The organism is Geobacillus sp. FJAT-46040, from assembly GCF_002335725.1.
Classification (GTDB): domain Bacteria; phylum Bacillota; class Bacilli; order Bacillales; family Anoxybacillaceae; genus Geobacillus; species Geobacillus thermoleovorans.
Map to the genome: position 1 here is coordinate 1,172,162 of NZ_NISS01000001.1, position 22,767 is coordinate 1,194,928.

The following is a 22,767-nucleotide window of genomic DNA, read 5'->3' on the forward strand; positions in this document are numbered from 1 at the left end:
GTCAACTACCCCCACTTCGCTAACGCTTGAAGTGGGGGCTTGCAACTCCCCAGAAGTGCGAGCGGACTTCGTCCTCCTTCCTTGACTTGGGGTTGCATTAGGGGCAGGTTGACAACTACCCAACGACGCAGGTCATGCCTGTGTCGTTCCTTCAACGATGTACTCTATTCCTTTTCGTTGAAGGTTCATAGCACCAATGCGGTCATCGTTTGAGGTGTATCCACATGTTCGGCAACAAAAGGTGTGTGTACGTTTCTTTCGATTGGCTTTTTCCGTATGCCCGCACTTTGGACATGTCAAAGAGGTGTAATGCGGAGCAACCACCATCACTTTTGACCCATGCAAACGTGCCTTATACTCTAACATTTGACGGAACTGATAGAACGCCCACGATACGGTTTCATATCGGTCATGGATACGTACACGTTCTGTTTTTTCACGAATGCCTGTTAAATCTTCTAATACAAAAAGGGTACGTTCTCCATATTGACGAACGAGTGCCTTCGTGACAGCATGGTTCACATCCGTCATCCAACGGTTTTCTCGTTGTCCGATTGTTTTCAACTTCCGACGCGCAGAAGCCGTCCCTTTTTGCTGGAGGGTTTTTCGCATTCGTTTGTACTTGGCACGCATATGCTTGATTTTTCGTCCGTTAAAAAAGGTAGTTTTCCCTTGCGAATCATAAGCTGTTGCAAGAAAGTTAACCCCTACATCAACACCGACCACTTGGCGAATGTTGTGTTCATCTACGGTTGGAATTGTTTTGGTCATGGGGATGTGCAAAAAGAATTTGTTATGCTTGTAGACGAGTTTGGCTGTGCCAAACGTCCATGAGCCATCAAAATATGGTTCCATGCCTTTTGGTTCGAACGGTACTTTGATTCGTCCTTCTAGCGTATTGACAGAAAATACGCCTTGAACAAGCGAATAATCTCGATTCCAGACGAGATCATATTCAAGTTTTTTAAAGCGAACCAATGTCCATTCGTGACCATTGCTTTTTAGGGAACGGTATCTAGCGATCACCGTTTTAATCACAGATTGCGCCATTTGCGAACGCAAAGCGTAGTTTGATCGAAGTAGACGATAGGTCATGTCGTGTAACTTGGCTTGTACAAGCACTTTTGTGTCAAAAATCACAACAGATACAGCGTTGCACGCTTGTCGATAAGCGGAAAGGGTGGCTTTCAATACTTCTGCTTGTTCCGCTGTTGGGTAAATTTTGATTTTGGCTGTTAACGTCATGTCCATTTGTCTCACCTCTCTTTCACTAAATATTATATAATACCCGTGGTGCTAGATAAACTTGATCAAGCATAAAAATAGCCCTTGCTGGCGGATCTCCAGTAGAATGAAAGTGTCACCCAACATTCGAAAGGAGAGATCCCCCATGCAAGAGCACTTTCATTTTACTACAGATCCAGCCAAACTTCAAAAACAATATGCCGCTATTTTCTGTTTTGTTTCTGCCCAACTGTCGTTGATTCAAATGTATCTTCATCGCCGCAACCGTCACTTGGTCAAGCAAGAAGACGAAGTGGTCATGGCGGTTCACCTTTTGGGGAAGCTGCTGGGCTTTTCTTCCGAACGAGCCTGGCATCGTTTTGTCACGGGAAATTTGTTCACAAACGGCTCGTTTCTTGAACGCTCCCGATACAACCGCCGCTGCCGGGCGCTTGGTTTCGCCATCAAATGGATCCGTCATGAGCTGGCGAAACGTGGCCAACACCATGCTTATGCGGTCGTCGACAGCTTGCCTCTTCCGTTGTGCCATCCCGTGAGAATGCAGCGCGTCAAGCGATTTCGAGGGATCGCGGATATGGGGTATTGTGCTTCCAAAAAGCAATGGTACTACGGTTTCAAGCTGCATCTTCAAGTGACCAATCAAGGGCTGGCCATGGGCTATGTCGTGACGGAAGCGTCCTGCCACGACGTCAAAGCCGCTGAAACGGTGATGACTCAAATCCCTCATCCCTACAACTTTGGGGACAAAGGGTACATCAGCCACGCTCTTCGAGAAAAGCTGTACGAAGAACACCAAGTCGCGTTCTGGACACCGTCTCGACACAATCAAAAGCACGGCCCATCCAAGGCATGGGAAGAATGGATCCAAAAAAAACGCAAAGTCATCGAGACGGTGTTTTCGATTCTCGTAGACCAATACCGGATCACCGACATTCGAGCGAATTCCATGGCCGGGTTTGAAGTGGCACTCGATGGCATCTTGTTGGCTTATTCCTTGGTCACACTAGGGCTGGTTGAGCGCTGACGCTCAACTAGCACCACGGGTTATATAATATATTATATCTCACATTTCGCACCCTCCCAACGAAAATCGGGAGGATTTTTTGTGTCCATCGTCGAATGAATCCTTGACATACAAGGAAAGTGAAGGAGTTTTTCTCTCATGAACGTTCAAGTCAAAAAGGTCTATCGTAATGATTATTTGAATATAATAAGTGCCCTATTCAAGAAACTGGGCCAACCCCAATTGATTGACCATCTCGTTCCCGTTGATCCACAGTGCCAGACTCGAGTCAGCGATGCCGTTCAGGCCATCATCTACAATATGTTTGACGGCCGGCAAGCCCTCGTTCACGTGGAACGATGGGCTCAGGAGATCGATCTAGAGAAACTCATCCGTCCCGGTCTCCATCCTTCCTGGTTGAACGACGATGCCTTGGCTCGTCATCTCGACCGCTTGTATGAGGCCGCTATTCACAAGGTGATCAGCACTTGCTTGATTCACATTTATCGCAAAGAAGGCCTTTCCCTCCGAGCCTTTCACGCCGATACGACGGACAAGACGGGTTACGGCGCGTATGAATCGGCCTCATTAGAGGCTTTGCAGATCACACATGGCTATAACCGCCATCATCGTTGGCAAAAACAGATCGGCTTCGGACTGGTCGGCAACGAGGACGGCATCCCGTTTTACGGCGATGTGCACGACGGCAACCTGCCGGACAAAACGTGGAATCCGGAGGTGCTGTCCCGTGTCCACGAACAGCTCAAACAAGCCAAGATGGAAGACGAATGGATTTATGTGGCCGATTCCGCCGCGATGACAAAAGACACTCTGGCGCAAACCAAAGCGGCCAACGCCTTTTTGATCACCCGAGGCCCTTCGTCGCTCCGCATCGTCAAACGGGCATTCGCGGAGGCCGATTCGGCCCACATCCCGTGGAGCGACCCCTTTACGCTGGCGGAGAGAAACGGCGCCACGTACCGGGTATGGGAAACATCCTCCACCTATGAAGGCCACCCCGTTCGGCTGATCGTCGTCGAATCGAGTGCGCTCGACCAGCGAAAAGGAAAGACGCTCGAAAAAGAACGAACCAAAGAAGCGGAGCTTCTTCGCGAGGAACAAGCCCGTTGGGAGCGCCACCCTTTCTCGTGCCGGGAAGACGCTGAACAAGCCTTGGCGTCCCTCAAGACGTCCCTTCGCCCACGGTTTCATCAGGTCAAGGCCGCGGTCGAAGAGATCGTACGCCCGAAAAAACGGCGCGGACGGCCGAAAAAAGGGGCGGAACCCGAGATGGAGACGCGGTATCTCTTGCGCCTTGACGTCGAATTCGACCAAAACGCGTGGGAACAGGCAAGACGGAAAGCGTCCCGGTTTGTCCTCGTCACGACCGTTCCGGAGGAATGGAAGGGCCAACAAATGGATGCCCAAGAGATCTTGAAGCTATATAAAGGGCAGATCTCGGTGGAAATGAACTTCGCTTTTTTGAAAGACCCTTTTTTCACGGATGAGATCTATGTCAAAAAGCCAGAACGAGTTGCGGTATTGGGCTATTTGTTTCTCTTGGCCTTGGCCATTTACCGCGTCTTTCAGCGCCGGGTGCGCCAGTTCATCACACCCGAACACCCATTAAAGGGCGCCGGAGGCCGCAAGCTGACCCGACCGACGGGGCAGGCGATTTTCCAGCTGTTTCAATATGTGAACGTCGTCCTCCTGGAGCTGCCGGATGGACGCATCCAACGCTCACTGGATCGCTCCCTCACCCCTGAACAACGAAGGATTCTGCAGGGGTTGGGGCTGGATGAGAGCATTTACGTGTAACGTCATACGGAACGACCAGTGATGGTAAAAAAAGGATAGCCATCGCTCGTCGTGTTGGTCAAAAAGTTATTCTGAAAAACTAAATAAAAAATCCTTTGTTTTGACCTTGTCAGGGTGCGAAATGTGAGTTATATCATATGTTATATCATATTTTTTAGTGATACAAAAACAAAAAAAGCGATTCCTCCCCCACTTACTCCCTTTGGTCGTTGAAGTGGGGGTCTCCTCGCCAAAGACGATGAACATTCCGTTGGACCGGCTCATTTCCGTCGAGCCGACGCGCATCATCGGTTCCTTTGACCGCCGCGGAGAAGAGGCCATGGTACATACTCGTTGAACGGAGGGCACGCGTCTTTGGGCGCGTGTTTTTTTGATGGTGGTCGGCTGTTTCTGCCTGCGGTCTGTTCTGTTGCGCTGGGCGCTATACCCAATGAAGGCGGCATTCGCGTTGCGATGTGCCAGGGAGCGGAATGGTTTTTTGTTGCATAGGCAAAGACTATCTTTTAGAATGGAAAGGACGAACGACTGACCATAAGGGGGAAGGGACATGCATGGCAAACGGATTGCCTTATGCGCGTCACGCAAACTGGACGAAATGACAACGCTTATTGAAAAGCAAGGAGGAACGGCCATCATTCGTCCGGCGCAAGGGACCGTCTTTTCAAAGGGAAGCGAACTGGGAGAGGAAATGCGAACCGTCATCGCCATGCGGCCGGACTGGATCGTATTTACGACGGGAATCGGCTTTGAGGCGCTGTTGGAAGCGGCCGACCGGGAGGGAATGGCTGCTCAATGGCATCGAACGATCAAGGAAGCGAACGTGGCTGCCCGCGGCTATAAAACGGTGACGGCGTTGAAACAAATCGGCGTCACCCCGGTGGCCGCAAGCGAGGACGGGACGACGAAAGGGTTGATTGCTGCTCTTTATGGGCACGACTTTGCGGAAAAAAACGTTGTTGTACAGCTGTACGGCGATACCGCGCCAGCCTTGAAGCAGTTTTTTCTTGAACAAGGCGCTTTGTATACGGAATTGTTGCCATACCGGCATATCGCTCCGGATGAGGAGACACTGGCGACATTGTATAAAGAAATCGTCGGGCGCGAAGTCGATGCCGTCTGTTTTACATCGGCGATGCAAGTCCGCTTTTTCTTTTCGTTCGCCCGCGAGAAAAAAGAGATCGCACCGCTGCTTGACGCGTTTCGCACCGATGTCGTGGCCTGCGCCGTTGGCAAAGTGACAAAAGAAGCATTGGAAGAAGAGGGAGTCGATCGCGTCATCGCCCCGGAACATGAGCGGATGGGAGCGATGATTGTGACGCTTGCCCGTTATTTTCAACAATAAGCCCTGTTGAGGGTTGTTTTATATCAATTTTCCAACCTGCTATATAAGAGATCATCTTTTTGTTAAATGTTTTATATTATGTGTTTCATCAAAAATGCTAAACTGTTTATTTTTTGTCACAGTTTTTCGAACATTTGCCGCTTATAATAAAACTGGGTATGTATTTTTCATATGAAAGGGCGGGGCGAGCATGAAACGAAGCTCATTCCAGCAGATGGCGAGCACGGTTCGGCGGGGATTTGCTACGGCGCGTCGCTCATGGGGGCGCGCGTGCTGTTTTTTTTTTTTGCGCTTCCCTGTCGGCGGTGTGATATGACTCACAACGATGGAGATGCTGCACACAGTATAATGGAAACAACGGACGGATCATAAAAAGGAGGAATTGATGATGCATTCATTTTGCCATATGGGCGGCCCTGAAGGGGTGAAATTATGCGCCGGACTGGCGCAATTAAAACAAGAACACGGCCCGCTGCGCGTCCAAATGGAGCAGCTGCTTGCCACAGCGGAAGCGATCGGCCAAGGGACAGATGACCGCAACTGGCGCGAGCCGCTCGCTGATTTGAGAGAAAAAGTTGAATCGTTCGTCGCCGCTCTAGATCCGCATTCGGAGCGGGAAGAAGGCGTATTGTTCCCGATGATGGCTCGGTACATCGGGCGGACGACCGGCCCTATTGCCGTCATGGAATACGAACACGAACAGGCGAAAGCGCGCCTTTCCATGTTTTTAGAAAAGACCGCCCAGCTGCCGGAGAACATCGACAGCAGACAGGCGTTGATGCTTGCCGGCGCGGTCATCGAGGCGCGTCACATTTTGGATGAGCACTTCATGAAAGAGGAGAACGTGCTCTTCCCGATGGCCGAGCGGCTGTTGTCCGATGCGGAGAAAGAAGAGCTGTTTGCGCGCATTAACTAAGTAACAAATGGAAAACAGGATGCCCCAAACGACGGGCATCCTGTTTTTTATTATTGGTTCATTTATTGGCAGGTTGTTATGCATGATCGTTAGGATATGCGGAAGCGCACGTTGTTTCGTTTCCGCCGCCGTTAAAGTTGACAGGCCGGCTGTTAGGCAATCGGTTTGCCCCCGCCTGTTCAGTTTAGGGTTCCTGATGTGACGCACGCCGCTCGCTTATTTGGCGCGGTTGAACGGCTCTGCTTGTTTTGGCATTCGCTTCCGATAGACGACGTAGCTGCGCTGCAAGTAGCGGAGCGGAAAGCTGAACACGTGAACGAGGCGGGTGAACGGCCAGACAGCGAACAAACCGAATGCAGCGAGAATATGAATTTGAAACCAAAGCGGCACCGTTTCCATATAAGCTGGGTTCGGACGGAATGTAAGAAGGCCGCGAAACCACGGGCCGATCGTCGTCCGGTAATCAAACCCGTGCGAATCGATGTTCAGAAACGTCGACGACAACCCGCTGGCGATCACGACAAGCAAAAATCCGAGCGCGACCCAGTCGCCGGTGCTGCTTGTCACCCGTACGCGCTTGACCGTCAAGCGGCGGCGAAAAAGGATCACGAAACCAACGAAGGCCGCCAAACCAGCGGGAATGCCGCCCGCCAAGGCGATGACGTGGTACATCTCCTCCGTAACGCCTAACGCCGTGTAAAACGGTTCCGGAATGAGAATGCCCATCACGTGGCCGACGAAGACGAACAAAATGCCCCAGTGGAAGAGAAGGCTTCCAAGGCGCAATTGCCGTTTTTCGAGCAGTTCGCTTGATTTGGATGTCCAGCCGAACTGATCGCGCTGGTAGCGCCAAACATGGCCGGCGATAAAGAGCACAAGCGACAAATAAGGAACGATCACCCAGAGAAATTGGCTAACCATGCCGTTGCACCTCCTTTCGGGATCGGCGTCACGCCGAGTTGAGTGAATGTGTGATTGAGCGCGTCAAACAGCTGTGCATACGGGCTGCCTGCCGCTGCCAGCCTGTCGCCGATTTCGCGGATATGGCCGGCATAATCGGCGAGCAAGGCGGTCGTATGCTCTTGATCTGCATAGGCCATCCATTCAAGCATGAGCGGCAAGTAATCGGGCAGCTCGTGATCGGAGACGTCGAATCCGGCCGCCTCGTAGCGCGCTTTTAAGGCGACGAGTTCGATTCCGCGCTCCCGCTGCTCGCCGTTTGTCATATACGTCAAGTACAAATTCGTTTTTTTGCCGAAATCAAATGTTTCGACATATTGCTCCATCCGCTCTCGAGCCGGGGTGACCGCGAGCTGTTCGGCCACTGCCAAAAGCGGCGCGCGGACGGTTTCATCGTCAAGCGAGCGGATGGCGTCTAGGCAGTCAGGAAGCGATTCGGCCCACTGTTCGTCCGGGTAAGACAACAAATACGATACACATAGAAAGACCGTTTGTTGTTGTTCGCTGTTCATCGTAAATCCTCCATTTCATTATTGAAGGGGGCGGGGCTCGCCTTCTTTCTCCTTTTACAGCGTGCCGCAAGCGCCCGGGCCGCCGGCAAATGCAAGCCCGCAGCTGCCTTGTTCGGCGTAGAGGTCAGCGACTTCTTCGCGGTGCGATGCTGGAATGACGAAGCGGTCTTCGTATTTGGCAATCGCGAGCAAACGGTACATCTCTTCAATGTCTTCACGGCTTAAGCCGAGCGATTCAATGAGGCGGATGTCCGGCTGTTTGTTCGTTTGTTTCGCCCGCATGTATGAGCGCATGGCCGCCATTTTTTTCAATGTCGTGCGGATGTGCGCCGTATCGCCCGCCGTCAGCAAATTCGCCAAATATTCGATCGGAATGCGCATTTCATCAATGGCCGGGAAGATGTCATCGGCGCTCGCTTGGCTTCCTTTTCCTTCGATCGTATTCATGATCGGGCTCAGCGGCGGAATGTACCATACCATTGGCAGCGTCCGGTATTCCGGATGCAGCGGCAAAGCGATTTTCCAGTTGACGATCATTTTGTAAATCGGCGAGCGCTGCGCCGCGGCGATCCATTCGTCCGGGATGCCGGCTTCTTTCGCGGCGGCGGCGACGGCTGGATCGTTTGGATCAAGGAAAATATCAAGCTGGGCGTGGTACAGCTGTTTCTCATCTGTGACGCTCGCCGCTTCTTTCACTTTGTCAGCGTCATACAGCATCACACCGATGTAACGGATGCGGCCGACGCACGTTTCCGAACAAATCGTCGGCATGCCGGCTTCGATGCGCGGGAAGCAGAGCGTGCATTTTTCCGCTTTGTTCGTTTGCCAGTTGAAATACACTTTTTTGTACGGGCAGCTTGTGACGCAATACCGCCAAGCGCGGCAGGCGTTTTGGTCGACGAGGACGATGCCGTCCTCGTCGCGTTTGTACATGGCGCCTGACGGGCAGCTCGATACGCATGACGGATTGAGGCAATGCTCGCAAATGCGCGGCAAGTACATCATAAAGACATTCTCAAATTCCGCTTGGATCGCCTGCTCCATTTTGACAACGTTCGGATCACGCAAACCGGTGATATGGGCGCCGGCCAGATCGTCTTCCCAGTTCGGCCCCCATGACAGCTCCATCCATTCGCCGGTGATGCTTGATTTCGGCCGCGCCACTGGCTGGTACTGTTTTAGCGGGCTGTTCGTCAACGTTTCATAGTCGTAATTCCACGGTTCGTAGTAATCGTCGATCGTAGGCTGGTACGGATTGTAGAACAAGTTGACGAGCCGCATCGCTTTCGAGCCGGATTTGAGCCGCAGTTCGCCGTTTTTCAACTCCCAGCCGCCTCTATACTTCTCTTGGTTTTCCCATTGTTTCGGATAGCCGATTCCGGGTTTCGTTTCAACGTTGTTAAAGTACATGTATTCAGCGCCGGGGCGGTTCGTCCATGTGTTTTTGCACGTGACGCTGCACGTATGGCAGCCGATGCATTTGTCCAAATTCATCACCATGCCGACTTGCGCTTTAATCTTCAAGCCAATCAACCTCCTCGAGTTTGCGGATGACGACGTACAGGTCGCGTTGGTTGCCCGTCGGTCCGTAATAGTTGAATCCGTAGCTTAACTGTGCATATCCGCCGATCATATGCGTCGGCTTTACGTGGATGCGCGTCGGGCTGTTGTGCGTGCCGCCGCGGTTGTTTGTCAGCTTCGTGCCCGGCACGTTAATATGGCGGTCTTGCGCGTGGTGCATAAACGCCATGCCGCGCGGCAGCCGGTGGGAGACGACGGCGCGGGCGACGACGACGCCGTTTTCGTTGAAACATTCGATCCAGTCGTTGTCGTTGATGCCGGCTTCGGCCGCATCATCTTTGTTCATCCACACGGTCGGCCCGCCGCGGAAAAGCGTCAACATCGGCAAGGAGTCGAAATACATGCTGTGGATCGACCATTTGTTATGCGGCGTCAAATAGTTCAAGATGACTTCCTTTCCGTTTTCTTTCGGGCGTTTGTTTGAAAACGGACGGTGCGGCAACACCGGCTTGAACGTCGCCATCGTTTCGCCAAACTCGCGCATCAGTTCATGATCGATGTAAAACGACTGCCGGCCGGTCAACGTCCGCCACGGGATGAGCCGTTCGACGTTCGTCGTAAACGGCGAGTAGCGCCGCCCGCCTTTTTCAGAGCCGCTGAACGCCGGCGAGGTGATGACCGTTTTCGGCTGGGCGGTGATTTGTTCAAACGTAAAGCATTCTTCCTCGCGTTCTTTCGCTAAATCGGCCAATTTCAAATCCGTCTTTTTCTCAAGCGCCTCCCACGCTTTCACCGCCATTTTGCCGTTTGTAGTTGATGACAGCGTCAAAATCGCTTCAGCCGCTTTTTTCGCTTCGCTGATATCCGGGCAGCCGTCGGCGATGGAAGCGCGCCGGACAGTGCCGAGCCGGCGTTTCAACTGTTCATACTCGTCTTTCGCTGACCAGGCAATCCCTTTTGTGCCGATCGGCTGGCGGGCGACGTTCGGACCCAGGGCGGTCATTTGATCGTAAATGAGCGTATAGTCGCGCTCGATGACATGAATGTTCGGCATCGTTTTGCCCGGAATCGGTTCAGTTTCGCCTTTGCTCCAGTCTTTCACTTCACCGAACGGCTGCGCCAGCTCTTGCGCCGTATCGTGCAACAGCGGAGTGGCGACGACTTCTTTCATCGGCTTTAAGCCGGCTTGTTTGGCGACATCAGATACGGCTTTCGCAAGTGATTTGAAAATATCCCAGTCCGAGCGCGCTTCCCAGAGCGGAGGCACGGCTGGATTGAACGGATGGATGAACGGATGCATATCCGTGCTGCTTAAGTCATGTTTTTCATACCATGTCGCTGCCGGCAGGACGACATCGGAGTAGAGCGCTGTGCCGGCCATGCGGAAGTCCAAGTTGACAAGCAGATCGAGCTTGCCTTCCGGCGCTTCATCGCGCCAGCGGATTTCTTCCGGGCGCAGGCTGTCGCGGTCATCGTTTAACAAGCCGTTCGTCGTGCCAAGCAAATGTTTTAAGAAGTATTCGTGCCCTTTGCCGGAGCTTGAGATTAAGTTGGCGCGCCAGACGATCAAGTTGCGCGGAAAATTCGCCTCGTTGTCCGGATCTTCGATCGCAAACTGCAATTCTTTCTTTTTCAGCTGTTTCGCGACGTAGGCGCCGATCTCTTCCGGCGTGCGGGCTCCATGGCTTACTGCTTCGTTATACAGCTCGATGCCGTTTTTGTTAAACGTCGGGTACGACGGCAGCCAGCCAAGCCGCGCGGCCAAGACGTTGTAATCGCCAGGGTGTGAATAGCGCGCTTTTTTGGCCAGCGGTGAGATGAGCTCATCGACCGGCCGCTCTTCATAGCGCCATTGGTCGGTCGCAAAGTAAAAGAATGACGTGCCGTTTTGCAATTTCGCTGGTCCGACCCAGTCGCGGGCGGTGGCGATTGTCTGCCATCCTTCCACCAGCCGCAGCTTTTCCTGCCCGACGTAATGGGCCCAACCGCCGCCATTCACCCCTTGGGCGCCGACGAACAAGACAAGGTTCAAGACGGCGCGGTAAATCGTATCGGAGTTGAACCAATGGTTGATCCCGGCGCCGACGATGATCATCGACCGGCCGTTTGTGTCGATCGCGTTGTCGGCAAACTCACGGGCGATTTTCACGACGAGTTCGCGGTCGACGCCGGTGATCGCTTCTTGCCATGCTGGCGTGAATGGCACCTCGTCATCGTACGAGCGGGCGACTGTGCCGCCGATGCCGCGGTCAATGCCGTAGTTGGCCAAAATCAAATCATAGACGGTCGTGACGTAAACGTCTCCTGTTACGGTTTGCACTTTTTTCACTGGAACCGCGCGTTCGATCGTTTTTCCGCCCTCAGCGGTGAAATATGGAAGCTGGATCGAGATGACTTCATCTTCGCTCCCTAAAAACGACAGGCGTGGCTCAAGCGGCTGTTCTGTTTCCTCATCAACAAGACGCAAGTTCCATTTTCCTTTGTCTTCCCAGCGAGCGCCGATCGTTCCATTCGGCACGACAAACGAGTCGGTGTTTTCATCATAGATGACCGGCTTCCATTCGGCATTGTTCGTTTGTTTGCCAAGGTCTTTCGCCAACAAGAAGCGGCCGGCCGTCCATGCGCCGCCGTTTTGTTTTAAGGTGACGACAAACGGAAAATCGGTGTACGTTTTGGCATATCGTTCAAAATATGGAACGGTCCGTTTGACGTAATATTCGTTTAAAATAACATGTCCCATCGCCATCGCCAAGGCGCCGTCCGTCCCTTGCTTCACCGACAGCCAGTCGTCGGCGAATTTTGTCGACTCGGCGTAATCTGGGCTGACGGAGACGACTTTCGTGCCGCGGTAGCGCACTTCGGCTAAAAAGTGAGCGTCCGGAGTCCGGGTGAGCGGGACGTTTGATCCCCACGTGATGATGTAGCCGGCGTTGTACCAGTCGCTCGATTCCGGCACGTCCGTTTGGTCGCCCCAAATTTGCGGCGATGCCGGCGGCAAGTCGGCGTACCAATCATAGAAGCTTAATATCGGGCCGCCCATCAGCTGCATAAACCGCGCCCCAGCGGCATGGCTGACCATCGACATGGCTGGAATCGGGGAGAAGCCGATGTTGCGGTCCGGTCCATATTTGACGACCGTATACAATAAGGAAGCGGCGACAAGCGTCAATGCTTCATCCCAGCTGACGCGCACGAATCCGCCCTTCCCGCGCGCCTGTTTGTAGCGCTTCGCTTTTTCGCGGTCTTCAACGATGCTTTTCCACGCCTCAAGCGGGTTGTTTGGATGATGGGAGAGCGCCTCGCGCCACATGTCAAGCAAGATGCCGCGGACATACGGGTATTTGACGCGCAGCGGGCTGTACATATACCATGAGAAGCTCGCGCCGCGCGGGCAGCCGCGCGGTTCAAAGTCCGGCATATCCGGCCCGGTCGACGGATAGTCGAGCTGCTGTCCTTCCCAGGTGACGATGCCGTTTTTGACGTAAATGTTCCAGCTGCACGACCCCGTGCAGTTGACGCCATGGGTCGAGCGGACGACTTTGTCGTGCTGCCAGCGGCGACGGTACGCATCTTCCCAGGCGCGGTCGCCGTAGGTTGTTTCGCTATGGCCGTCGGCTTGGCGCTCGATCGGCCGAATATATTTGAAACGGTTGGCAAGAGGGGATCGTTTTCGTTTCATTTGCTTCACTCCTTATTAGCGTTGTGTACTTTTAACTATAGCCATGATGTCAATAACGCGATGTTAACTTTGTCACACTTGGCATCATTGTCACAAATCCGTCAAAGAAACGAACAAATATTCTTTTCTGTGGTATAATGGGGAAAACGATAAAAGTTTGAGGGGATTTCGTTGCGATACTCCAGCCATGTCATTGCCACATTATGCCTCGGCGCGGCGGCGGCCGCGCATACAAAGCTGCCGTTTACCGCCGCCTATACGGCGGGGCTTGTCATCGGCAGCCTTCTTCCTGACATTGACGAGCCGTCGTCATACGTCGGCCGCCGTTCGTTCGGCGTCGCGGGGAAAGTAAAAGAAGCGTTCGGCCATCGCGGCATGACGCATTCGCTCATCGTCTGGGGGGTGCTTGCCGCCCTCGTCTGGCGCGACTCGGCGTCGCCGTTTACCGCTGGGCTCGTGCTCGGCTACTTGTTTCATATTGTGGAAGACTTTTTTTCTGTTCAAGGGGTGCCGCTGTTTTGGCCGTTTTCGTCCAAGCGGTGGAAAGTGCCGCTCTATCGGACGGGAAAAGGGATGGAGAAAGCATTGGTTGGCATCGCTTGGATCGCATTCGTCTATTTTGGCGTCAACGGCTTGTTTCACGAATGGTGGCGGTCATGGTTGTCGATGTGGTAACGGCGTCCGATCAAAAAAAAAAGGAAAAAAGAGGTGCGGTGGCGAATATAGTGAGAGGAACGGATTTGACTAGATAAGGGGGAGAGGAAGATGAGCGAACAATATCCGGTGCTCTCGGGCGCCGAGCCGTTTTACGCCGAAAACGGGCCGGTCGGGGTGCTGCTCGTGCACGGATTCACCGGCACGCCCCACAGCATGCGCCCGCTCGCTGAAGCGTATGCGAAAGCCGGCTATACCGTTTGCCTGCCGCGCTTAAAAGGGCACGGAACGCATTACGAAGACATGGAACGGACGACATTCCACGATTGGGTCGCCTCGGTCGAAGAAGGATATGGATGGCTGAAACAACGATGCCAAACCATTTTTGTCACCGGGCTGTCGATGGGCGGGACGCTCACGCTTTATTTGGCGGAACATCACCCAGACATCTGCGGCATCGTGCCGATTAACGCCGCTGTCGACATCCCGGCCATCGCCGCCGGGATGACGGGCGGGGGCGAGCTGCCGAGGTATCTGGATTCGATCGGTTCGGACTTGAAAAATCCGGATGTGAAAGAGCTGGCATACGAGAAAACGCCGACCGCTTCGCTTCTTCAGCTGGCTAGGCTGATGGCACAGACAAAAGCGAAACTCGATCGCATCGTCTGTCCGGCGTTGATTTTTGTCTCCGACGAAGATCACGTCGTGCCGCCGGGAAACGCCGACATCATCTTTCAAGGCATTTCATCGACGGAGAAAGAGATCGTCCGCCTCCGAAACAGCTACCATGTGGCGACGCTCGATTACGATCAACCGATGATTATTGAACGGTCTCTCGAATTTTTCGCCAAGCACGCCGGATAAAACGAATCGGTATATGGCTGATCCTGTTCAAAGGAGAGGCCATTTTTTGTTTGTCGGTATTTTTGTGAAAAAATATGTGGCTGTTTTGCCGGGCTTGTTCTACACTTATAAATAGCTGGAAAAAGAATAAGGGAGTTTTCTTTGTATGAATCATATCAAACCGATCGCATTGCTCGTTGAAGAAAAACGAATCGTGGATGCCCTTGCCCAGGTGCGGCCGCATTTAGAAAACATGGGATTGTTTCAATGGCGGCCGCTCATGGCGTCATGGGACAGCATCGAGCCGTTTCGGGCACTCATCCGGCTGTTTGATTATGCGCTCATGTACCGGCATAGCGGGCTTGTCGCGCGGTACGCCCACCGGAAGTTCAACACGTTGCAGACGCTCGCTTGGGTGTGTGATGAGTGGCTCGAGAACCGCCGGCCGCTCGATGTGGAAGAGGCGCTCACCCCGCGTCTTACAGAAGCGCTCGAAGGCCGGGTGGAGGAGCCGAGGGAATCGATCGCCCGGGCGGCGTTTGCGTTGGTGCGCGCTTTATTGGATATGCAGCGGATCGATGAGGCGCACGAATGGATGGATGTGGTTGCCCGCTATGAGACGGTGCCGATGCATGACAAGTGGGGCTATTTTTATATCGAGACCGGCGACCGGAAGCGCGCCGAACAGGTGATTCGCGCCGGTCTCGATGACCCGGAGCGCGGCGACATGTGCTATTTGCTGCTTTCGGATTTGTACGCTCTTGACGGCCGCCACCACGAGGCGCTTGCCGTTTTGGAGGAAGGAGGGCGGCGCTTTCCGCAAGTGCTGGCGTTTTACGCTGAGCGCGTGCGCCGCTTGCGCGATGTGCGCGCCTACCGTGAGGCGCTCGCGGCGATGGATGAACTTGACCGCCTGAATCCGCTTCATATGCATCGCCGTTATTTCGCCCATTTGCGCGCCGAACTGTATTACCAGCTTGACGAATGGGAGAAGCTTGAATCGCTTGTGAAAGCGGAGCCGCAGCTTGAAAAAACGCCGTACGCCCGAGCGCTTGGGCGGCAAAGGAAACGGTCGGTGGTGCTGCCGCTTGTGCCGGTCGTGCAAAAGCATAACTATTGCGTGCCGGCAAGTTTGGAAATGATGCTTCGATTGCTTGGCTCCCCCCGTACGCAGGATGAAGTGGCCCAACATATTTTTGATGTGCGCGGATCGAAATTGTCGACGACGGTTCATTATTTGGAAGAGCTTGGCTTTGTTTGCCGCTTTTTCGTCGGCTCGCCGCTTCGTTGGAAGCGGCTGATTGATGAGGGCGTTCCGGTGCTGTTAAGCGTCGATTATGAACAGTCATCGCACGTGCAGGTGTTGTTTGGCTATGACGAGCGGCTTGGGGCGTTGTACGTGCAAGACCCGAATCTATTTGATCCGTTTGTTGTTTCCGAGGACGAGCTTGCCAAATGGTATGCAGGGACGCATTATTTGTCGATTGTGGCGCTTCCCCGGGAAAAAGCGGCGCTCGCCGCCGAGCTCCCCGAAGAGGAAGACCGCTATTTCCGCGAATTGCATGCGTTGGCCGAAAAGATGGATGAGGACGAGCAGGCGCATTTCGACGCGTTTGTCGCCTTTTTGCGCAAGCATGAGCACATCCCGTACACATGGCTGTATGTCATGAAGCATTTTAGCAGCGATGAGGCGAAGCCGCTTGTGTTGGATTACACCAGGCGCGTCTTGAGCGAGTATCCCGAACATAACGACTTGCTGCTGATGGCGGCGAAAGCGTATGTCTACACGCAAGAAATGGAGAAGGCTGAAGACGTGCTCAAACGGGTGAAAGGAAAGGCACAAAGCCCGCTCTACCATTATTTGCGCGGCCGAATCGCCTTTTTTGCCAGCCGCTACGAAGAGGCGGCTCGCTATTTTCGCACCTCGCTCCAGTTGGACCCAGATCAGCCGGAAGTGTGGAGCTATTTCGGACTCGCCTCGGCGTACGCCGGTCATATCGAAAAAGGGCTCATCTCTTCGCGCGTAGCGGTCAGCTTATATCCGGGCGATTTGTTTATCGAAACGAACCATGGTGTGCTGTTGTTCCACGCGAAGCGGTTTGCCGAAGCGCGCGCCTGGTTTGATCGTCTTGTGCGCCGCGAACGGCGGGATGCCCAGCTTTGGTATGAGCGGGCCCGCTGCGATCGGGAGCTCGGCCGCCGGCGCAAGGCGGAACGCGGCTTTTGCGTCGCCAAAGCGCTCGACCCGCAGGAACCGTACCCGTATTTGATGTTGGCTGACTTGTATGATGACGACGGTGATCGGGAAAAAGCGAAAGCGGTGTTGGAAGAGGGATTGGCCGCCGCCTGGCGGTTGGCGCCGCTTTACGTCCGCCTTGGCGATCTCTATATGGAGGAAGGAGAGGCGGAACAAGCGGTTTCGTGCTACGAAGAGGCGATCCGCCATGACCGCGATGACGTGTTTGCCCATCTCGGCTTGGCGGCCGCCCTCGCGGAGCGCGGGGATGTGGAAGCGGCGCGCCGGTATGTAATCAAGCAGCGCACCCGTTTTGCCAACAACAGCGAATATTGGCTCAATGCAGGCAAATGGCTCATCGCCCACGGTTTCGCCGATGAGGAGGAAGGACGCGAGACGGCGCTGTCGTGGTTGGAGGAAGGGCTGCGCCTCGCCGAGTTTGATGCCGAAGAAGCGTACGAGTTTTACATCGACCAGCTGACAACGCCAACTCTTCGAGAGCGCGGCCGGGCGTTTTTGAAACAGCTTGTCTCGGCTCGCCCGACACTCGCTTCGGCCCATTCCGCTTTCGGCGTCCTTTATGAGCGGCAAGGCCGGCCGTCGAAGGCCATGGCGTTTTACCGAGAAGCCGCCGCCATGGGCCATGCGCTTCCCCTCTTCCGGCTCGCGGAGCTGTGCGCCTCGCTCGGACGCTACCAAGAGGCGAAACAACATTATGAGGCGTGTCTCAAAGCCGATCCGTCGTTTGTCCTCTGCCATTTTCGCTTAGCTGCGCTCTATGAGGCAGAAGGAAACGAAGAGCGGCAGCACGCGCATTTGCTTCAGGCGGTGCGCTTGGCCCCGAAGCGCATCGATATGGAGCAGCTTGCCGCGATCGCGGAGCCTTCCGCGCTTCTCCGCGCGTTGGCTGACGCCCGTCCGCATGCAGGGGAGGTGTGGTATTACGACAGCCTTGGATATGTTTATGGAGCGCTCGGACGGCGCGATCAAGAAAAGGCGGCCGTCGAGAAGGCGCTTGCTCTTGACCCGGACCATCCTGAAGTGCTCCGCCATTGGGCGATGGTGCTGATCGCGGAAGGAAGCCAAAAAGAGGCGGCGAAACTGCTCGAACAGTTGATGGTGCGCCATCCGGACGATGAATCGTTGTACCCGTTGTATGTGGCTCTCTTTCCGAAAACGATGCGCGGCTTAGGGAAGCTGCGCCATCGACTCGAGCGGCTGAAGGCAAGCCGCGAGGCGAAAAGCGTGATGTATCGGAACACCGCCTCGGCTCTTTTCCCGTATTTTGGCGAGGAGCAGGGGGGGCATGACGAACCGGTGCGATGGTGGACAAAAGCGAAAGAATGGGTCGGCACCGTTGTCTTGTTTTCGATTGTGACCGATTTCTACGACGAAGCGATTCGCCTCAACCGTAGCGATGCGGAAGCCTACAGGCGACTCGCCCGCTTATATGCCGCGCTCGAATTGGACAGCGATGCCGTGAAAACGTGGCGCAAAGCGCTCGCCCGCGTTTGGGATCCGTCTTTGGCGCAAGAATTTGTGGAATATTTATTGGCCGCCGATGAGGAAAGAAAACGCGAGGAAGCGAAGCGCTGGCTGGAGCGGCTGCTGGCTGATGACCCGGATGATGTCGACCTGCGCGTGTTGCAGGCGGTCGTTTGGCTTCAAGAAGGACAGCGCGAGAAAGCCAAGCGGCAGCTCGAGGAGATTGTGGCGGAAGAACCGCTCGCCCGTGAGGCGCTCATGTTGCTTGGCGAGCATTATATGGAAACGGGCCGCTATCAAGAAGCGGCGGCGCTTTGGGAGCGCTATGCCGATTGGTATCCTGAGGATGAAGAGTTCCATATGCAGCTTGCGGCTGTTTATGAAGAAGCGGGGCGCATCGATCAGGCGCTCGCGGCCATCGAGCGGTGCGTCCATATGGCCAAAGATGCTCGACTTCGCTACGAACGAGCCCGCTATCTCGCGCTGCTTGGACGCTTCGATGAGACGAAGCAAGAGCTTGAGGCGGCATTTTCGGCTGATGAAAGCGGAGAGCTCGCCATGTTGGCAGCCGACGAGCCGGCATTTCACCGCTTGGAGCGGATGTGATCAATTGTTGCTTTTCTTTTGATGGAAAGTTTGCTATTGTATGAGAAGAGAAGATGGACGGGGCAAAAGGGGGTGGACGGGACGCATGGAAGCGCCTATTGATTTGCTTGTGTATATGTCGCTTGTCGGCGCGTTATGGATCATCATGAAAGGGTATATGGGCGCACATCGGACAGCGAAATCATTGTTTTACGAGCCGGCGTTGGCCTCGGTTCGCGAGCGGGAGGCGGGAGGAGGCGCCGAACGAGCGGCGCTTCCATGGCGCCCGCTGTTTTTGCCGCAGCGGCGGAAAATTCCCGTTCGGGAACGGACAAGCCGAACGGATGAGGATGGAAGGCCCTTTCCTTTATGTTGAAACGGCATGATTTTGCAACATGATATTGAAGGAGGGCTTTTCATCCTATTTCGCGCAGGAGACTCCCACTTCAACGACCGAAGGGAGTAAGTGGGAGAGAAATGCGCGTTCCCCCCTTTCTTTTGTGTATGATATAATAAAGGCGTGGAGAAAACCGTTCAATAAAGGCACTCCAATCACGGCTACTCGATGTATGGAGTTGGTTACAGGAAACGTTGTAACCGTAAAACATCGAGCGTAGGTCCGTCTGTTGTGTGTGGAAGCCAAGTACTGCCAACAGACACACCGAGAGAATCGGTAACGATGCAGGCATGACCTGCGTCGTTGGGTAGTCGTCAACCTGCCCCCTGATGCAACCCCAAGTCAAGGAAGGAGGACGAAGTCCGTTTGCACTTCTGGGGAGTTGCAAGCCCCCACTTCAAGCGTTAGCTAAGTGGGGGTAGTTGACGAAAAAATGGGTATTGGTGCTGCTTGGCGCCGTTTTGCTTCTTGCCGGCTGCAACCGCAACGAACCGATCAATGAACATAGCCAAGGCATTTGGAACCATTATTTTGTCTACCCGATGTCGAAGCTCCTTTTGACGCTTGGGCACTGGTTTGGCGACAACTACGGCATCGCCATTATCGTGCTGACGCTCATCGTTCGTTTTTGCTTGCTGCCGCTCATTTTGAAGCAGTTCCGCGCATCACTCGCCATGCAAAAGCTGCGTCCGGAATTGTTGAAGCTGCAAGAAAAATATAAAAGCAAAGACCCGGAAACGCAGCGCAAGCTCCAGCAAGAAATGATGCAGCTGTACCAAAAGCACGGCGTCAATCTGGCGAGCGGCTGCCTGCCGGTGTTAATTCAAATGCCGATTTTTATGGCGCTTTATTACGCGATTTCGCGGACGCAAGAAATTAAAACCCACTCGTTCCTATGGGTCGAGCTTGGCCACCGCGATCCGTATTTCATTTTGCCCGTTTTGGCGGCGTTGACGACGTTCATCTCGCTCCGCCTCTCGCCGTCGATGGCCGAAGAACAAATGCCGCAAATGGCGATGATGTCGTACATCATGCCGGTCATGATTTTTATCGGCGCCAGCTCCGTTCCATCGGCGCTGTCGCTCTATTGGGTCGTCGGCGGCTGCTTCTCGATCATCCAGTCGCTCATTTTGCGTGCTCAAATGAAAGCGGCCAAAGCGGCGGAAAACAGCTAAAACGACTTCGACAATCCCCTGTCTGCTTCAAAGCAGGCATGGGATTTGTTGTCTTGTCTGCTGTCCATATTGCTATGGTATAATGGTAGAAAAGCCCAACAAGATGTAGGCGGGATGAAAAAACAGCAACCCGACCATGCAGGAAGAGGAAAAGGAGTGAACAGGAATGAACAAAGCGCTTATTAACATCGACTACACCGTCGATTTCATCGCTGATCATGGCGCGCTTACATGCGGGAAACCGGGGCAGGCGATTGAAAAAGAGCTCGTGCGGGTGACGAAACAGTTTATTGACAACGGTGATTTTGTCGTCTTTGCCATTGACAAGCATGTGGCGGGAGATCACTACCATCCGGAAACGAAGTTGTTTCCGCCGCATAACATTGAAGGGACGGAGGGCCGAAAGCTGTACGGGGAGCTCGAGGCGGTGTATCAGGGGAACAAGCATAAAAACAATGTGTATTGGATGGACAAAACGCGCTACAGCGCGTTCGCCGGGACCGATTTGGAGCTGAAATTGCGCGAGAGAGGCATCACGGAAGTGCATTTGGTCGGCTGCTGCACCGATATTTGCGTCCTCCATACGGCGGTCGATGCATACAATAAAGGCTTTCGCATCGTCGTCCACCGGCGGGCGGTGGCGAGCTTCGACGCGGCGGGACACGAATGGGCGCTCCGCCATTTTCGCCATACGCTAGGCGCAGAAATAGTGGAATAATGGAGAAAACGTGATAGAATAGACGATGAACGTTCTTTTTCTCCATTCGGCGGCGCAGTCATTCGTGTGTTGGAGGCAGCGATTCATGAAGACATATGCTGATGACAGTTTGATGCTTCATACGGACTTATATCAAATCAATATGGTCGAGACGTATTGGGAAGATCGTATGCATGAGCGCCGCGCTGTGTTTGAAGTGTTTTTCCGCAAGCTGCCGTTTGGCAACGGCTATGCGGTGTTCGCTGGGTTGGAGCGTGTCATTCAGTTTTTGCAACAGTTCCGATTTTCTGACAGCGACATCGACTATTTGCGCCAAGAACTTGGCTACCGTGATGACTTTTTAGACTATTTGCGGACGCTTCGCTTCACCGGCACGGTCCGTTCGATGCGCGAAGGGGAAGTGGTGTTTGCCAATGAACCGATTATGCGCATCGAGGCGCCGCTCGCCGAGGCGCAGCTCATCGAAACGGCTATTTTAAACATTATCAATTTCCAGACGCTCATCGCCACGAAAGCGTCGCGCATTAAGCATATTCTCGGGGATGAGCCGGCCTTGGAGTTCGGCAGCCGGCGGGCGCAGGAGATGGATGCGGCGCTTTGGGGCGCGCGCGCAGCGTATATCGGCGGGATTGAGGCGACATCGAACGTGCGTGCCGGGAAGCTGTTTGGCATTCCGGTCGCCGGAACGCACGCCCATTCAATGATTCAAGCGTATCAGGATGAATACACGGCCTTTTTGAAGTATGCACGCCGCCATAAAGACTGTGTCTTTCTTGTCGATACGTACGATACGTTGAAGTCGGGGGTGCCAAACGCCATTCGCGTCGCGAAGGAGCTGGGCGACCAAATCAACTTTATCGGCATCCGCATCGACAGCGGCGATTTGGCCTATTTGTCGAAAGAAGCGCGGAAAATGCTCGATGAAGCCGGATTTCCGAACGCGAAAATTTTCGCCTCAAACGATTTGGACGAAGATACGATTTTAAACTTGAAGTCGCAAGGGGCGAAAATCGATGTGTGGGGGATCGGCACCAAACTTATTACGGCGTACGATCAGCCGGCGCTCGGCGCCGTGTACAAAATGGTGGCGATCGAAAACGAACGCGGTGAGATGGTCGATACGATCAAAATCAGCGGCAATCCGGAAAAAGTGACGACGCCGGGGCTGAAGCGGGTGTACCGCATCGTCAACAAAATCAACCATAAAGCGGAAGGCGACTACATCGCCTTAGAGAGCGAAAACCCGCAGCAAGAAGAGCGGCTGAAAATGTTCCATCCGGTGTACACGTTCATCAGCAAATTCGTCACCAATTTCGAAGCGCGTGATTTGCATGTGACGATCTTCGACAACGGCCGGCTCGTGTATACGTCGCCCCCGCTTCCGGACATTCAAGCGTATGCGAAAGAAAGCTTGCGCTTGTTTTGGGAGGAGTACAAACGGACGCTCAATCCCGAGCAATATCCCGTCGATTTGAGCCAAGCGTGCTGGGACAATAAGATGGAAAACATCCGCAAGGTGAAAGAAAAAATTGCAGGCGCATCTTTAAGTGAATAACCGTCTTGGCTGCGGGGCAAGCGCATGGTGTCGCTTTGCGCGCTGGCGTCCGATTGAAGCTCGGCGCGTTGCAGCGCAAAGCGATATTCTTTTTTCCGCCGCAATAACAAAGGTGTCCCGAAC

Annotated in this window: 16 protein-coding genes and 1 pseudogene; 12 read left to right on the forward strand and 5 right to left on the reverse strand. The window is 54.0% G+C overall.

All coding sequences use genetic code 11. From position 1 onward, the window contains the following. Positions 1 to 132: 132 nt before the first annotated feature. Positions 133 to 1,251, reverse strand: coding sequence for an RNA-guided endonuclease InsQ/TnpB family protein (locus CD000_RS06200; RefSeq protein ID WP_096225212.1), 1,119 nt, complete (start codon positions 1,249 to 1,251; stop codon positions 133 to 135). Between the two features lie 139 nt (positions 1,252 to 1,390). Here CD000_RS06200 and CD000_RS06205 point away from each other — a divergent pair, with 139 nt between their 5' ends. The 5 genes and pseudogenes from CD000_RS06205 to CD000_RS06220 all read left to right on the forward strand — a co-directional run bounded on the left by CD000_RS06205 (position 1,391) and on the right by CD000_RS06220 (position 6,324). Next, positions 1,391 to 2,269 carry an IS982-like element ISGsp1 family transposase gene (locus CD000_RS06205; protein WP_014195983.1) on the forward strand — a complete coding sequence of 293 codons (879 nt, stop codon included), beginning with the start codon at positions 1,391 to 1,393 and terminating at the stop codon, positions 2,267 to 2,269. Positions 2,270 to 2,407: 138 nt separating this feature from the next. Further along, positions 2,408 to 4,066: an IS1634 family transposase gene (locus tag CD000_RS06210; protein WP_096225214.1), complete on the forward strand. Its 1,659-nt coding sequence runs from the start codon at positions 2,408 to 2,410 to the stop codon at positions 4,064 to 4,066. 547 nt (positions 4,067 to 4,613) lie between these two features. Continuing rightward, positions 4,614 to 5,408: a uroporphyrinogen-III synthase gene (locus CD000_RS06215; protein ID WP_014195925.1), complete on the forward strand. Its 795-nt coding sequence runs from the start codon at positions 4,614 to 4,616 to the stop codon at positions 5,406 to 5,408. A 171-nt stretch (positions 5,409 to 5,579) separates the two neighbouring features. Next, positions 5,580 to 5,681, forward strand: a pseudogene (locus tag CD000_RS19535) (pyruvate synthase alpha chain); the annotation flags it as partial. 115 nt (positions 5,682 to 5,796) lie between these two features. After that, positions 5,797 to 6,324 carry a hemerythrin domain-containing protein gene (locus tag CD000_RS06220; protein WP_096225216.1) on the forward strand — a complete coding sequence of 176 codons (528 nt, stop codon included), beginning with the start codon at positions 5,797 to 5,799 and terminating at the stop codon, positions 6,322 to 6,324. A 216-nt stretch (positions 6,325 to 6,540) separates the two neighbouring features. On the opposite strand, the gene narI is transcribed toward CD000_RS06220, so the two are convergent. The 4 genes from narI to CD000_RS06240 are packed head-to-tail and all read right to left on the reverse strand — an operon-like array spanning position 6,541 to position 12,996. Continuing rightward, entirely contained in the window at positions 6,541 to 7,245 is a 705-nt protein-coding gene (narI, locus tag CD000_RS06225; protein WP_096225217.1) for a respiratory nitrate reductase subunit gamma, read from the reverse strand. Beyond that, positions 7,221 to 7,796, reverse strand: coding sequence for a nitrate reductase molybdenum cofactor assembly chaperone (gene narJ / locus CD000_RS06230; protein ID WP_096225219.1), 576 nt, complete (start codon positions 7,794 to 7,796; stop codon positions 7,221 to 7,223). The genes narI and narJ overlap by 25 nt, the downstream gene beginning before the upstream one ends. A 54-nt stretch (positions 7,797 to 7,850) precedes the next feature. Beyond that, positions 7,851 to 9,320: a nitrate reductase subunit beta gene (gene narH, locus CD000_RS06235; RefSeq protein WP_021322596.1), complete on the reverse strand. Its 1,470-nt coding sequence runs from the start codon at positions 9,318 to 9,320 to the stop codon at positions 7,851 to 7,853. Then, positions 9,310 to 12,996, reverse strand: a complete 3,687-nt coding sequence (locus CD000_RS06240) for a nitrate reductase subunit alpha (protein WP_096225220.1) — start codon at positions 12,994 to 12,996, stop codon at positions 9,310 to 9,312. The genes narH and CD000_RS06240 overlap by 11 nt, the downstream gene beginning before the upstream one ends. Positions 12,997 to 13,167: 171 nt before the next feature. On the opposite strand from CD000_RS06240, the gene CD000_RS06245 reads away from it, so the two are divergent. The 7 genes from CD000_RS06245 to CD000_RS06280 all read left to right on the forward strand — a co-directional run bounded on the left by CD000_RS06245 (position 13,168) and on the right by CD000_RS06280 (position 22,644). Next, positions 13,168 to 13,671, forward strand: coding sequence for a metal-dependent hydrolase (locus CD000_RS06245; protein ID WP_011231316.1), 504 nt, complete (start codon positions 13,168 to 13,170; stop codon positions 13,669 to 13,671). A 90-nt stretch (positions 13,672 to 13,761) separates the two neighbouring features. Further along, entirely contained in the window at positions 13,762 to 14,514 is a 753-nt protein-coding gene (locus tag CD000_RS06250) for an alpha/beta hydrolase (protein ID WP_014195917.1), read from the forward strand. Between the two features lie 145 nt (positions 14,515 to 14,659). Next, positions 14,660 to 18,820 carry a bacteriocin-processing peptidase family protein gene (locus CD000_RS06255; RefSeq protein ID WP_096225222.1) on the forward strand — a complete coding sequence of 1,387 codons (4,161 nt, stop codon included), beginning with the start codon at positions 14,660 to 14,662 and terminating at the stop codon, positions 18,818 to 18,820. An 85-nt stretch (positions 18,821 to 18,905) separates the two neighbouring features. Next, positions 18,906 to 19,175, forward strand: a complete 270-nt coding sequence (locus CD000_RS06260; protein WP_033010886.1) for a hypothetical protein — start codon at positions 18,906 to 18,908, stop codon at positions 19,173 to 19,175. Positions 19,176 to 19,618: 443 nt separating this feature from the next. Next, positions 19,619 to 20,371, forward strand: a complete 753-nt coding sequence (gene yidC / locus CD000_RS06270; RefSeq protein ID WP_096225224.1) for a membrane protein insertase YidC — start codon at positions 19,619 to 19,621, stop codon at positions 20,369 to 20,371. Between the two features lie 166 nt (positions 20,372 to 20,537). Beyond that, entirely contained in the window at positions 20,538 to 21,089 is a 552-nt protein-coding gene (locus tag CD000_RS06275; RefSeq protein ID WP_096225225.1) for a cysteine hydrolase family protein, read from the forward strand. 85 nt (positions 21,090 to 21,174) lie between these two features. Then, a complete protein-coding gene (locus tag CD000_RS06280) occupies positions 21,175 to 22,644 on the forward strand; it encodes a nicotinate phosphoribosyltransferase (RefSeq protein WP_015374911.1) in 1,470 nt (489 codons plus the stop codon). Positions 22,645 to 22,767: the final 123 nt, after the last annotated feature.

Excerpts from the sequence above, each read along its gene's own strand:
- CD000_RS06200 (WP_096225212.1), bottom strand. The coding sequence starts at position 1,251 with ATGGACATGACGTTAACAGCCAAAATCAAAATTTACCCAACAGCGGAA.
- CD000_RS06205 (WP_014195983.1), top strand. The coding sequence starts at position 1,391 with ATGCAAGAGCACTTTCATTTTACTACAGATCCAGCCAAACTTCAAAAA.
- CD000_RS06210 (WP_096225214.1), top strand. The coding sequence starts at position 2,408 with ATGAACGTTCAAGTCAAAAAGGTCTATCGTAATGATTATTTGAATATA.
- CD000_RS06215 (WP_014195925.1), top strand. The coding sequence starts at position 4,614 with ATGCATGGCAAACGGATTGCCTTATGCGCGTCACGCAAACTGGACGAA.
- CD000_RS06220 (WP_096225216.1), top strand. The coding sequence starts at position 5,797 with ATGCATTCATTTTGCCATATGGGCGGCCCTGAAGGGGTGAAATTATGC.
- narI (WP_096225217.1), bottom strand. The coding sequence starts at position 7,245 with ATGGTTAGCCAATTTCTCTGGGTGATCGTTCCTTATTTGTCGCTTGTG.
- narJ (WP_096225219.1), bottom strand. The coding sequence starts at position 7,796 with ATGAACAGCGAACAACAACAAACGGTCTTTCTATGTGTATCGTATTTG.
- CD000_RS06240 (WP_096225220.1), bottom strand. The coding sequence starts at position 12,996 with ATGAAACGAAAACGATCCCCTCTTGCCAACCGTTTCAAATATATTCGG.
- CD000_RS06250 (WP_014195917.1), top strand. The coding sequence starts at position 13,762 with ATGAGCGAACAATATCCGGTGCTCTCGGGCGCCGAGCCGTTTTACGCC.
- CD000_RS06255 (WP_096225222.1), top strand. The coding sequence starts at position 14,660 with ATGAATCATATCAAACCGATCGCATTGCTCGTTGAAGAAAAACGAATC.
- CD000_RS06260 (WP_033010886.1), top strand. The coding sequence starts at position 18,906 with ATGGAAGCGCCTATTGATTTGCTTGTGTATATGTCGCTTGTCGGCGCG.
- CD000_RS06275 (WP_096225225.1), top strand. The coding sequence starts at position 20,538 with ATGAACAAAGCGCTTATTAACATCGACTACACCGTCGATTTCATCGCT.
- CD000_RS06280 (WP_015374911.1), top strand. The coding sequence starts at position 21,175 with ATGAAGACATATGCTGATGACAGTTTGATGCTTCATACGGACTTATAT.